Consider the following 12210-nt stretch of genomic DNA (forward strand, 5'->3'; position numbering starts at 1 on the left):
ACCAGGCGGCGCGGCGTCGGGGGAATGCGCCGGGCCGGGGCACCCACACGAGTGCAGTCGGGCGACCCGCCCAGCCCTGTTCCGCCCTGCGGCTACAGATCCCCCCGGGCCGTGGCCAGCAGCTCCTCCGCATGCGCCCGGGCCGTCTCCGAGTCCTCCTGGCCGGCGAGCATCCGCGACAGCTCCCGGACCCGGTCCTCCCCTTCCAGGACCTTGACGCCGGAGCGGGTCACGGACCCGTCGTTCGTCTTCTCGACCAGCAGCTGCCGGTCGGCGAAGGCGGCCACCTGCGGGAGATGGGTCACGACCACGACCTGCGCGGTCTTCGCCAGCCGTGCGAGCCGCCGGCCGATCTCGACCGCCGCCTTGCCGCCGACACCGGCGTCGACCTCGTCGAAGAGGTACGTCGGCACCGGATCCGTGCCCGCGAACACCACCTCCACGGCCAGCATCACCCGGGACAGCTCACCGCCGGACGCGCCCTTGGCGATCGGCCGGGCCGGCGCGCCCGGGTGCGGCGCCAGCAGCAGCTCGACCTCGTCGGCACCCGCCGGCCCGTAGGCGACCGGACGCCCGCCGACCTCGACGCCGTCGGGGTCCTCGGTCTGCCGGATGTCGAAGGACACGCGCGCGTGCGGCATGGCGAGCGAGGCCAGCTCGGCGGTCACGGCGGCGGCGAACCGCTCGGCGGCCTCCGTCCGCGCGTCCGTCAACGCCTGGGCGAGCCCGCCCAGTTCGGCGCGCAGCGCGTCCCGCTCGGCGGTCAGCTCCCCGATCCGCTCGTCGTCGCCGTCGAGTTCGGTCAGCCGGGCGGCGCCGTTCTCGGCCCAGGCCAGTACGGCGGCGATGTCGTCGCCGTACTTCCGGGTCAGTCCGGTGAGCGCGGCCCGCCGCTCCTCGACGGCCGCCAGCCGCAGCGGATCGGCGTCCAGGTCGTCGGCGTACCCCGCCAGGTCCCCCGCCGCGTCACGCAGCAGGATCCCGATCTCCCCGATGCGGTCGGCGAGCGCGGCCAGCGCCGGATCGTGCGACCGTACGGCGTCCAGGGCCCGCTGGGCGCCCGCCACGAGCGTCCCGGCGTCGACGCCCTCGGGGTCCTCCGGATTGCCCGCCAGGGCGGCGTGCGCGGCCGCGGCGGCGGACGCCAGGGCCTCGGCGTGCCCCAGCCGCTCGGCCTCCTCGGCCAGCTCCACGTCCTCGCCGGCCCGGGGTTCGACGGCGGCGATCTCGTCGAGCCCGTAGCGCAGCATGTCGGCCTCCTGGGCCCGTTCCCGCGCGCGCGTGGTGATCTCGTCGAGCTCGGCGGAGACGGCCCGCAGCCGCTTGTAGGCCTCGCCGTACTTGGCCAGCGGCACGGCGACCGCGTCGCCCGCGTACCGGTCGAGCGCCTGCCGCTGCCGGGACAGCTTGAGCAGCCCCTGCTGGTCGGTCTGCCCGTGCACGGCCACCAGCTCGTCGGCGAGCTCGGCCAGCACGCCCACGGGCACGCTGCGCCCGCCCAGGTGCGCCCGCGAGCGCCCCTCGGCGGAGACGGTACGGCTGATCAGCAGCGCCCCGTCGTCGAGCTCGGCACCGGCCTCCTCGGCGCGTACGGCGGCCGTGGCGTCCTCGGGAACGGTGATCCGCCCCTCGACGACCGCCTTCCCGGCCCCGATCCGCACGAGCGCCGGGTCGGCCCGCCCGCCCAGCAGCAACCCCAGGCTGGTAACCACCATGGTCTTGCCCGCACCCGTCTCACCGGTGACCGCGGTGAACCCGGGCGACAGCTCGACAACGGCGTCGTCGATCACACCGAGCGACCGTATCCGCATCTCCTCCAACACGACCCTGACCATACGAGGTTTTGCCCGTGCGATGCGACGCCGCCCCACTCCAACCGGGGAAGGCGCAGGTCGTGACCTCTGGGTGCGTGGCTCGTTGGCTGTGACGTCCCCGCCCACGCGGGGGTGTTCCGGTCGTATCCGTCTTGGACGAGCTCCGGATGCCGTGCTCCCCGCCCGTGCGGGGATCGGGGGGCGCCGTCAGTGCGGCGCCCCCCGCCACCCGGAAACGGGCAGCGCGAACTTCGCCACCAGCCGATCCGTGAACGAGGCATGATGCAGCCGGGCAAGCCGAACCGGCACAGCCCCCCGCCGCACCTCGACCCTGGCGCCGGGCGGCAACTCCACAGTCCGCCGCCCGTCACACCACAGCACACCCGGCGGAATATGCGGCAGAACCTCCACAGCCAACACAGAATCCGGCGACGTCACCAACGGCTTCGCGAACAACGCGTGCGCGGAGATCGGCACCATCAGCAGCGCCTCGACCTCCGGCCACACCACCGGCCCGCCCGCCGAGAAGGCGTACGCGGTCGACCCGGTCGGAGTCGACAGCACGATCCCGTCGCAGCCGAACCCCGTCACCGGCCGCCCGTCGATCTCCAGGACCACCTCCAGCATCCGCTCCGCGGACACCTTCTGCACGGCCGCCTCGTTCAGCGCCCAGTCCGTGTGCACGATGTCCCCGTTGCGGTGCACCACGACGTCGACGGTCATCCGCTCCTCGACCTCGTACGCCTTGGTCACCACCCGGTCGACCACCTTGTCGAGGTCGTCCCGCTCGGCCTCCGCGAGGAATCCGACGCGCCCGAGGTTGACGCCGAGCATCGGCACGCCCGACGCCCGCGCGAACTCGGCACCGCGCAGCAGCGTGCCGTCGCCGCCCAGCACGATGAGCAGCTCGCACCCGTCGAGGCACTGCGGAGTGGCCTCCTTGACCAGCTCCACTTCCTCCGGCAGCGGCAGGTCGCGCGCCTCGGCCTCCAGGACCCGCACGCCGAGACCGGAGCGCAGCAGCCCCTTCACCACGAGCTCGGCACTGCGCACGGCCGCGGGCCGCCCCGTGTGGGCGAGCAGGAAAACAGTACGAGCTCGGTTCTCGGTCAACGCGGCCCCTCCGCCACTGCACGGTCAACGTCGGCCGGGTCCAGTTCCGGTGCCCCGGCCCGCAGCCACAGAAAGTATTCGACATTCCCCGACGGCCCGGGCAGCGGACTGGCCGTCACGCCCTTCACCCCGAGCCCCAGCCCCCAGGCCTTCTCGGCCGCCCCCCGGACCGCTTCGGCCCGCAGCTGGGGGCTGCGAACCACTCCCCCGCTGCCCAGCCGTTCCTTCCCCACCTCGAACTGCGGCTTGACCATCATCACCAGGTCGGCGTCCGGCTTCACGCACCGCGCCAGGGCGGGCAGGACCAGCCCGAGCGGGATGAAGGACAAATCCCCCACGACAAGATCCACAGGCTCCCCATCGATCGCTTCAAGCGTCAACTCGCGTACGTTCGTACGGTCCTTGACGGTGACGCGTTCATCGTTCTGCAGGGACCAGGCGAGTTGTCCGTATCCCACGTCCACGGCGACGACATGGGCGGCGCCCGCCCGCAGCAGGACATCGGTGAAACCGCCGGTGGACGCGCCGGCGTCGAGCGCCCTGCGCCCCTCGACGGTCAGGCCCTGGGGCACGAACGCCGCCAGCGCGCCGGCGAGCTTGTGGCCGCCGCGCGACACGTAGTCGGGGTCGTTCTCGTCGTCGGCGACGACGATCGCGGCCGCGGTCTCCACCTGCGTGGCGGGTTTGGTCGCGACGGTCTTGCCGACGGAGACGCGCCCGGCGGCGATCAGCTGGCCGGCATGCTCACGCGAACGCGCGAGCTTCCGGCGGACCAGCTCCGCGTCCAGACGGCGGCGTGCGACTCCTGCCACGTTCGGTTCAGCTCCTAGGTCCAGGCGGCGACGGGGGCGCCGGAGGTCCCGGGCGTACGTCGAGCGCGGTGAGCGCGTCGCGCAGCCCCCCGTGTACATCCTCGTACACCTCGAGGTGTCCGTCCGTGGCGAGGTGGTCCGCGTCGCCGAGCCGCTCCAGGGCCGCGTCCACGTCGGCGTCGCCGGTGGGGGCGCGGGGCACGTTCAGGGGGGCCGGGGCGGCCGGGTCGGGCGCGGGCTCTTCCTCCGCCGCCACCGGGGTCTCGGGAACTGCGTCGTCCATGCCCCGACGCTACCGCGAACCGCTGCGGTACCGTCGAGCGCGATGGCCACGATCGAGGAGTGCCGCAGCGCACTCGACAAGCTCTCCGACAACATGCAGCGCGCCGAAGGGGACGTCCGCGACGCCGCGGCCCTGGACCGCTCGGTGAGCTGCCACATCACGGACCTGGACGTCACCTTCGTCGGCCGTATGCGGGGCGGACGGATCGAGGTGCGGGACACGGTGCAGGGGCCGCCGCCCGACAAGGCCGAGATCAGACTGGCCATGACCGGCGACGACCTGGTGGCCCTGGTCGACGGCGAGCTGAACTTCGCCACCGCCTGGGGCTCGGGCCGGGTGAAGCTGCACGCGGGGCTGCGGGACCTGCTCCGCCTCAGGAAGCTTCTGTAGCGGCGACCTTCTCCACGCCGGCCCGGGCCTCCGCCTCGGTGGCGTCCTTGACGCGGGCCTTGCGGGCCGCCGGCACGACCAGCGGCGTGCCCGTCTCCGGGTCGTCGATGACCTGGCAGCGCAGTCCGAAGACCTCCTCGACCAGCTCGGCCGTGACGATGTCGTTCGGCGCGCCCTGGGCGATGACCCGGCCCTCGCGCAGGGCGATGAGGTGGGTGGCGTAGCGGGCGGCGTGGTTCAGGTCGTGCAGCACGGCGACGAGCGTGCGCCCCTGCTCCTCGTGCAGCTCCGCGCACAGGTCCAGTACGTCGATCTGGTGCTGGATGTCCAGATACGTCGTCGGCTCGTCGAGCAGCAGCAGCGGCGTCTGCTGGGCGAGCGCCATGGCGATCCACACCCGCTGGCGCTGGCCGCCCGACAGCTCGTCGACGTAGCGGTCGGCGAGCTCGGCGACGCCGGTCTGCCGCATGGACTCCTGGACGACCCGCTCGTCCTCGGTGGACCACTGGCGCAGGATGCCCTGGTGCGGGTAGCGGCCGCGGCCCACCAGGTCGGCGACGGTGATGCCGTCGGGCGCGATGGACGACTGGGGCAGCAGGCCGAGGGTCCGCGCGACCTTCTTAGCGGGCATCGACTGGATGACCTGCCCGTCGAGCAGCACCCGGCCCTCGCTCGGCTTGAGCATCCGCGACAGCGCCCGCAGGAGCGTCGACTTGCCGCACGCGTTCGGGCCGACGATCACGGTGAAGGAGTTGTCGGGTATCTCCACCGACAGCTGCTCGGCGATGACCCGCTGGTCGTAAGCGAGGGTGACGTTCTCGGCGGACAGACGGTTCACGGTGCTCCTTTGGTTGTTCAGCCCGCTGCTGATGCTGCTCTCGGCGTTCGTGCCCACGCCCGTGCCGCGGCTCATATCCGTCCCGCCCTGCGCTCGGTGACCAGCAGCCACAGCAGGTAGACACCGCCGAGCACACCGGTGACCACGCCCACGGGCAGCTGCTCGGCGCCGAACGCCCGCTGCGAGGCCCAGTCGGCGGTGACCAGCAGGGCGGCGCCCATGCACAGGGACGGCAGCAGGTTCGGGCCGGGCGAGCGGGTCAGGCGCCGGGCCAGCTGCGGCGCGGTGAGCGCGACAAAGCTGACGGGGCCGGCGGCGGCGGTCGCGGACGCGGTGAGCAGCACGGCCGCCACCATCAGCAGCAGCCGTACGCGCTCCACCCGCACGCCGAGGGCGTACGACACGTCGTCGCCCATCTCCATCATCCGCAGCCCCCGCGCGTTGACCAGGACGAGCGGCACGAGCACCGCGCACAGGCCGAGCAGCGGCCAGACCTGGGCCCAGTCACGGCCGTCGAGGGATCCGGTCATCCACACCACCGCGCGGGCCGCGTCCACCAGGTCGGACTTGGTGAGCAGATAGCCGTTGACCGCGGTGACGATCGCGGAGACGCCGATGCCGACCAGCACCAGCCGGTAGCCGTGCACGCCCCGCTTCCAGGCGAGGACGTAGATGGCGAGCCCGGTCACCAGGCCGCCCACCAGCGCGCCGACGGCGACCTCGTTCGCGCTGCCGGAGAACAGCACGATCACCAAGAGCGCGCCGGCCGCCGCCCCCTGGCCGAGGCCGAGCACGTCCGGACTGCCCAGCGGGTTGCGGGAGATGGACTGGAACAGCGCGCCGCCGAGTCCGAGCGAGGCGCCGACCAGCAGCCCGACCAGGACCCGCGGCAGCCGCAGCTCGTTGACGATGAACTCCTGGCCCGCGTTGCCGTCGCCCACCAGCGTCCTGAGCACGTCGGCGGCCGGGATCGGGAAGTCGCCGGTGCCGATGAGCACGACGCTCGCCACGAGCGCCGCGGCCAGCAGTAGGAGCACGACGGTGAAGGCCCGCACGTCCAGGCGTATCGAGAGCCCGCCCGGGGTCCGCACCGCACGGTTGATGGTCTTCACAGCTGCGCCGTCCTCCGCCGTCGTACGAGAAAGATGAACACCGGTCCGCCGAGGATCGCGGTGACGATGCCCACCTGGAGCTCCGAGGGCCGGGCCACGACGCGGCCGAGGACATCGGCGCCGAGCAGCAGCACGGGCGACAGGATCGCCGCGTACGGCAGGATCCAGCGCAGGTCGGGCCCGGTGAACGAGCGCACCACGTGCGGCACCATCAGCCCGACGAACACGATCGGCCCGCAGGCGGCGGTCGCGGCCCCGCACAGCACGGTCGCGGCCAGCATGGACAGCGCCCGCGTCCGGTTGAGGTCGGCGCCGAGGGCCTTGGCGGTGTCGTCGCCCATGGCCATGGCGTTGAGCGGCCGCGCCAGGGCCAGCGCGAGGACCATGCCGGCCAGCAGGAACGGCAGGACCTGCGTGATGGTCGAGTCGTTCGCCGCGGACAGCGAGCCGATCGTCCAGAACCGCATCTTGCCGAGCGCCGCGTCGTCCATGATCATCACGGCCTGGAGGTAGCCGTAGAGCGCGGCGCTGATCGCCGTACCGGCGAGGGCGAGCCGTACCGGTGTGGCGCCGCGGCTGCCGCCGAGGAACCAGACCAGCGCACCGACCGCTGCCGCGCCGAAGAACGCGAACCAGACATAGCCGCTGAGCGACGTGATCCCGAGATAGGTGATGGCCGTGACGACCGCGGCGGACGCGCCCGCGTTGATGCCGAGCAGTCCGGGATCGGCCAGCGGGTTGCGGGTGAGGGCTTGCAGGACCGCCCCGGCCAGGCCGAGGGCGGCACCGGCGAGCAGCCCGAGCACGGTCCGCGACAACCGCTCCGCGACGACGACGTCGCCGTACGTCCCCGAATCCTCGAACAGGCCGTGCCAGACCTGCCCGAGGGACAGTTCTTTCGCTCCGATCGCGATACTCGCCAGCGCGACGAGCACCAGGATCGCGACGGACGGAAGCAGTCCGAAGACGCGTACCGCCCGTCGGGTCGGGGGCGCGGGGGCGGTCTCCGCGCGCTGTTCAGGGGGACTCTCGACCAACACGCAGTTAGGTTAGCCTACCCTCGCATTCGATCACGATTCCGGACCCGGCCGCTCCCTCCGATGCCTCGCTCCAGCGTGCCCGCCGACCTCTGTTTCCAACCGGTCGTCAGAAACCCAGCCGCGCCAGCGCCTTGCCCCCGTCCAGCTCGCACACACCGTCACCAGCCGCCGTCCAGGCCACCGCGCACAACGCGCGCAGCCCGTCCAGCGCCTCGCCGTCCCCGTCGAGCTCCAGCCGATCCGCGCCGGCCGTCGCCGTCCAGCCACCGCACCGGAACCCGCCGTCGCCCGCCGCGACCACCTCCGGCTGGCCGGTGAGCATCCCGCGCAGATCGGCGTCCACATACGTCGGCCGGTGCCGCGGCGGCGCGGCCAGCAGCTGCGCGCCGTCGGTCACACCGGTCAGGACGAGCAGCGAGTCGACCTCGCCGTTGAACGCGCCCTCGATGTCCGTGTCCAGCCGGTCCCCCACCACCAGCGGCCGCCGCGCCCCCGTCCGCAGGACGGTCTCCCGGTGCATCGGCGGCAGCGGCTTGCCCGCGACCTGCGGCTCGGCGCCCGTGGCGATCCGGACGACCTCCACGGCAGCGCCGTTGCCCGGCGCGATGCCGCGCCCGCTCGGAATCGTCAGGTCGGTGTTGGACGCGAACCAGGGCACGCCCCGCGCGACGGCATAGCAGGCCTCGGCGAAACGGCCCCACGGCAGCTCGGGCCCGCCGTACCCCTGCACCACCGCCGCCGGATCGTCGTCCGCCGACTCGACGGGCACCAGCCCGCGCTCGCGCAGCGCCACCCGCAGCCCCTCCCCGCCGACCACCAGCACCCGGGCGCCCTGCGGCACCTGCTCGCTGATCAGCCGCGCGACCGCCTGCGCCGAGGTGATGACGTCGTCCGCGCCCGTGGGTATCCCCAGCTCGGTCAGATGCTCGGCCACCGTGTCCGGAGTCCGCAGCGCGTTGTTGGTCACGTACGCCAGACGCATCCCGCCCGCCCGGGCCGACGCCAGCGACTCGACCGCGTGCGCGATCGCGCTCCCGCCCGCGTACACCACGCCGTCCAGATCGAGCAGCGCCGTGTCGTACGCCTCGCTCAGGGCCTGCCCACTGCCCTCGGGCCTCGTCCTGACGCTCCGGCTCATCCCGCATCGCTCCTCGTTCGACGGCTTTCCCCCGATCATCCCCCATGCCACTGACACCCGTACGATGCCGGGATGAACACAGCAGGTCACTCGGCGGCAACGGCGCACCGAGGCCTGGAACTCACCCCGTTCCGAGGCCTTCGTTACGACCCCGACCGGGTCGGCAGCCTTGCCGCCGTCACATCTCCGCCGTACGACGTCGTGGTCCGCCCCGACGGCCTGCACCACCTCGAGTCCTCCGACCCGTACAACATCGTCCGCCTGATCCTCCCCCAGGCCGCCACCCCCAGCGCCCGCAACCAACAGGCCGCCGAGACCCTGCGCCGCTGGCTGTCCGAGGGCATCCTGACCACCGACCCCGACCCCGGCCTGTACGTCTACGAGCAGCGCGACGGCAACGGCATGCTCCAGCGCGGCATCATCGGCGCGCTGCGTGTGTCGGACCCCGCCGAGCAGGTGGTCCTGCCGCACGAGGACGTCATGCCGCACGTCGTCGCCGACCGCGCGGCCCTCATGCGGGCCACCTCCGCGAACCTCGAACCGCTTCTTCTGACCTACCGAGGCGACGACTCGACGACCGCCACTGCGGACCTCATCGAGCGCACCGCCGACCGGCCTCCCCTGCTCGCCACCACCACGGAGGACGGCTTCAGCCACCGCCTGTGGTCGGTCACCGACCCCGCCGACCTGGCCACGGTCCGGACCGACCTGGCCCGTCACCAGGCCCTCATCGCCGACGGCCACCACCGCTGGGCGACCTACCGCCGCCTCCGCACGGAGCACCCCTCCCCCAGCCCGTGGGACCACGGCCTGGTCCTCCTGGTCGACACGGCCCGCTACCCCCTCAGGGTCCGCGCCATCCACCGCCTCCTGCACGGCCTGCCGGTCGGCGCCGCCGTGGCCGCCCTGGACGGCCACTTCCGCGTCCGCCGCCTCGACGTCCCGCTGCCCGAGGCCCTGGCGGCGCTCGCGGACGCGGCCTGCGCGGGCAACGCGTTCCTGCTGGCCGGCGACGGTTCCTTCCACCTCGTCGACCACCCGGACCCGGACCTCCTGGCCCGCACGATCCCCACCGACCGCCCTGCGGCCTGGCGCACCCTCGACGCGACGGTCCTGCACGCCACGCTCCTCGACCACGTCTGGCACATCCCCGAGGACTCCCCCGACCGCATCGCCTACATCCACGACACGACCGCCACGGTCGCGAAGGCGGAACGCGACGGCGGTACGGCGGTCCTGATGCACCCGGTCCGCGAGGAGGTCGTCCGCGACCTGGCCCGGCAGGGCGTGACGATGCCGCGCAAGTCCACGTCGTTCGGCCCGAAGCCGGCGTCGGGCCTGGTACTGCGCGCGCTGGACCTCTGACACGCGAAGGGGGCGGACCCCGACCGGGATCCGCCCCCTCTCCACGTCACCTGACGTCAGTCCTTCTCCTCCGAGGAGGCGTCCTCGCCCTCACTCTCGTCCTCGGCGAGGGCGTCCATGAACTCCACCCCGTCCAGCTCGGCGAGCCGGTCCGAGGCGTCCGTGCTGCCGTCCCGGTCGACCTCGACGGCCTTCGCGAACCACTCCCGCGCCTCGCTCTCCCGCCCGGCGGCCAGCAGCGCGTCGGCGTACGCGTACCGCAGTCGCGCGGTCCAGGGCTGCACGGAGTTGGAGGCCAGCTCCGGGCTCTGCAACGTCACGATGGCCGCGTCCAGCTGCCCCATGTCCCGCCGCGCACCGGCCGCGACGAGCCGCATCTCGACCTGTCCCGCCTTGTCGAGCTTGTGCACCTCGGGCGCCCCGGCCATGTCCAGCGCCTTCTCCGGCCGCCCGAGCCCACGCTCGCAGTCGGCCATGACGGGCCACAGATCGACGTTCCCGGTCATCCGCTTGGCGGCCCGGAACTCGGCCAGCGCCTCGCCGTACTTCTGGCTCGCGTACGCGGCGAACCCGGCGGCCTCCCGTACGGCGGCGACACGCGACGCCAGCCGCAGCGCCACCCTGGAGTAGCCGTACGCGCCCTCGGGGTCCTCGTCGAGGAGCCGCGCGACCATCACCAGGTTCCTGGCGACATCGTCCGCGAGCGTCTTCGGCAGGCTCTGAAGCTCCTGCCGTACGTCCTTGTCGATCTCGTCGCCGGTGACGTCCTCGGGGATCGGCAGCCGCTTGATCGGCTCCCGGTCCCGGTCGCGCTCCTCACGGAACCGGCCGGCGCCGCGCCTGTCGTCCCGCCTGTCATCGCGCCTGTCGTCACGGCCCCGGAAGCCCCCGGGACGCCCTCCGCGGTCGTCGCGCCGGGGCCCGCCGCGGCCCCCACGGTCGTCGCGCCCTCGGAAGCCGCCACGGTCGCCGCGGTTGTCGTCGCGCCGGAACTCGCCGCGCTCGCTGCGGGGGCCGTCGTCGCGCCGGAAGCCGGGACGGCCGCCCCGACCGGCGTCGTCGCGCCGGAAACCGCCACGGTCTCCGCGATCGTCCCCGCGGCGCTCGTCACGGCGGTCGTCGCGACGCTCATCACGGCGGTCGTCACGCCGGTCGTCACGGCCTCGGAAGCCACCGCGGTCGTCACGGCGGAAGCCGCGGTCGCGGTCGTCGCTACGGAAGGCGGGACGGTCACCGCGGTCGTCACGCCGGAATCCGCCCCGGTCACGGTCGTCACCGCGGTAGCCGCGATCGCGGGTGTCGCGACGCTCTCCACGGTCGTCGCGGCGGGCGAATCCGCCGCGGTCACCCTCGCGCCTGTCGTCGCGACGGTCGTCCCGGCGGTCATCGCGCCTGTCATCCCGACGGTCGTCACGCCTGTCATCCCGACGGTCGTCACGGCGGAAGCCACCGCGCGGCCCACGGTCGTCACCTCGGCGGACATCGCCGCGGCGGTCGTCCCGGCGATCGTCGCGCCGGCCGTAGCCACCACCACGGTTGTCGTCGCGGCGGTTGTCGTCGCGGCGGAAACCGCCACGGTCTCGGTCGTCACGGCGCTCTCCGCGGTCGTCGCGCCGGAAGGCGGGACGGTCACCGCGGTCGTCGCGCCGGAATCCACCCCGGTCACGGTCGTCCCTGCGCGGCCCCCGGTCACGGTCACGGTCACGGTCGTCACGCCGGCCGTGCCCACCACCACGGTTGTCGTCTCGCCGGAAGCCACCACGCTCCCCGCGGTCGGCACGGTCACCACGGTCGCTCCGGCGGAAGCCGCCACGGTCCCCGCGGTCTCCACGGTCCCCGCGCTGACCACCGCGGTCGTTCCGGTCGCCCTCCCGTCGTCGCTGGTCGCGCTCCGGTCGGTCGTCGGGAGAGTTGGTGGACATGGTGACTCCTGTCTTCGGTACCGCAAGTCATTCTCGCGCAGCCGGCTGCCCAGCGCGCAGTGCAAAACAAAAAGGACCCCTGGTCCCAGCTGAACGCTGGTGACCAGGGGTCCTTCCAAAGATTGTTCGGCGGCGTCCTACTCTCCCACAGGGTCCCCCCTGCAGTACCATCGGCGCTGTAAGGCTTAGCTTCCGGGTTCGAAATGTAACCGGGCGTTTCCCCTACGCTATAACCACCGAAACCCTAATGGTTTCGAGCGAACAAGCACACTCTTCAATTGTTTGTTCTGCTCAAAGCCGACAACTGTTCGTTGTCTCAGAACTAACACAGTGGACGCGAGCAACTGAGGACAAGCCCTCGGCCTATTAGTACCGGTCAACTC

At 72.8% G+C, this 12210-nt stretch carries 11 protein-coding genes and 1 rRNA gene; 2 read left to right on the forward strand and 10 right to left on the reverse strand.

Annotation, left to right across the window (positions count from 1 at the left end; genetic code table 11):
- Positions 1-92 precede the first annotated feature (92 nt).
- The 4 genes from recN to IE255_RS22985 form a co-directional block, all read right to left on the reverse strand.
- Complete coding sequence (gene recN / locus IE255_RS22970; RefSeq protein WP_190052242.1) at positions 93-1835, reverse strand: DNA repair protein RecN; 1743 nt, start codon at positions 1833-1835, stop codon at positions 93-95.
- A gap of 186 nt (positions 1836-2021) precedes the next feature.
- Positions 2022-2927, reverse strand: a complete 906-nt coding sequence (locus IE255_RS22975) for an NAD kinase (protein ID WP_190052243.1) — start codon at positions 2925-2927, stop codon at positions 2022-2024.
- Complete coding sequence (locus tag IE255_RS22980) at positions 2924-3739, reverse strand: TlyA family RNA methyltransferase (protein ID WP_190052244.1); 816 nt, start codon at positions 3737-3739, stop codon at positions 2924-2926. Before IE255_RS22980 ends, IE255_RS22975 begins: the two co-directional genes overlap by 4 nt.
- Positions 3740-3746: 7 nt before the next feature.
- Positions 3747-4022: a hypothetical protein gene (locus IE255_RS22985; RefSeq protein WP_190052245.1), complete on the reverse strand. Its 276-nt coding sequence runs from the start codon at positions 4020-4022 to the stop codon at positions 3747-3749.
- A 42-nt stretch (positions 4023-4064) separates the two neighbouring features.
- On the opposite strand from IE255_RS22985, the gene IE255_RS22990 reads away from it, so the two are divergent.
- Complete coding sequence (locus tag IE255_RS22990; protein WP_190052246.1) at positions 4065-4412, forward strand: SCP2 sterol-binding domain-containing protein; 348 nt, start codon at positions 4065-4067, stop codon at positions 4410-4412.
- On the opposite strand, the gene IE255_RS22995 is transcribed toward IE255_RS22990, so the two are convergent.
- From IE255_RS22995 to IE255_RS23010, 4 genes are all read right to left on the reverse strand, one after another.
- On the reverse strand, positions 4396-5325 hold the full coding sequence (locus IE255_RS22995; protein WP_190052247.1) for an ABC transporter ATP-binding protein: 930 nt from the start codon (positions 5323-5325) through the stop codon (positions 4396-4398). The genes IE255_RS22990 and IE255_RS22995 overlap by 17 nt on opposite strands.
- Entirely contained in the window at positions 5322-6362 is a 1041-nt protein-coding gene (locus IE255_RS23000; RefSeq protein WP_190052248.1) for a FecCD family ABC transporter permease, read from the reverse strand. Before IE255_RS23000 ends, IE255_RS22995 begins: the two co-directional genes overlap by 4 nt.
- The gene (locus IE255_RS23005; RefSeq protein ID WP_190052249.1) at positions 6359-7402 is read right to left on the reverse strand and encodes a FecCD family ABC transporter permease; all 1044 of its coding nucleotides are present in this window, start codon (positions 7400-7402) and stop codon (positions 6359-6361) included. Before IE255_RS23005 ends, IE255_RS23000 begins: the two co-directional genes overlap by 4 nt.
- A gap of 106 nt (positions 7403-7508) precedes the next feature.
- Complete coding sequence (locus tag IE255_RS23010) at positions 7509-8540, reverse strand: HAD hydrolase-like protein (protein WP_190052250.1); 1032 nt, start codon at positions 8538-8540, stop codon at positions 7509-7511.
- A 72-nt stretch (positions 8541-8612) separates the two neighbouring features.
- Here IE255_RS23010 and IE255_RS23015 point away from each other — a divergent pair, with 72 nt between their 5' ends.
- Entirely contained in the window at positions 8613-9905 is a 1293-nt protein-coding gene (locus IE255_RS23015) for a DUF1015 domain-containing protein (protein WP_190052251.1), read from the forward strand.
- Between the two features lie 56 nt (positions 9906-9961).
- On the opposite strand, the gene IE255_RS38945 is transcribed toward IE255_RS23015, so the two are convergent.
- Positions 9962-10687 carry a tetratricopeptide repeat protein gene (locus IE255_RS38945; protein WP_194704353.1) on the reverse strand — a complete coding sequence of 242 codons (726 nt, stop codon included), beginning with the start codon at positions 10685-10687 and terminating at the stop codon, positions 9962-9964.
- 1264 nt (positions 10688-11951) lie between these two features.
- Positions 11952-12068 (reverse strand): 5S ribosomal RNA (gene rrf / locus IE255_RS23025).
- Positions 12069-12210 lie beyond the last annotated feature (142 nt).

Origin of the sequence: Streptomyces lomondensis, from assembly GCF_014651035.1 — a bacterium.
Taxonomy (GTDB): Bacteria; Actinomycetota; Actinomycetes; order Streptomycetales; family Streptomycetaceae; genus Streptomyces; species Streptomyces lomondensis.

What these genes read in the sequence shown, in the direction of transcription:
- IE255_RS22990 (WP_190052246.1), top strand. Translation starts at nt 4,065, where the DNA reads ATGGCCACGATCGAGGAGTGCCGCAGCGCACTCGACAAGCTCTCCGAC.
- IE255_RS22995 (WP_190052247.1), bottom strand. Translation starts at nt 5,325, where the DNA reads ATGAGCCGCGGCACGGGCGTGGGCACGAACGCCGAGAGCAGCATCAGC.
- IE255_RS22985 (WP_190052245.1), bottom strand. Translation starts at nt 4,022, where the DNA reads ATGGACGACGCAGTTCCCGAGACCCCGGTGGCGGCGGAGGAAGAGCCC.
- recN (WP_190052242.1), bottom strand. Translation starts at nt 1,835, where the DNA reads ATGGTCAGGGTCGTGTTGGAGGAGATGCGGATACGGTCGCTCGGTGTG.
- IE255_RS23010 (WP_190052250.1), bottom strand. Translation starts at nt 8,540, where the DNA reads ATGAGCCGGAGCGTCAGGACGAGGCCCGAGGGCAGTGGGCAGGCCCTG.
- IE255_RS23015 (WP_190052251.1), top strand. Translation starts at nt 8,613, where the DNA reads ATGAACACAGCAGGTCACTCGGCGGCAACGGCGCACCGAGGCCTGGAA.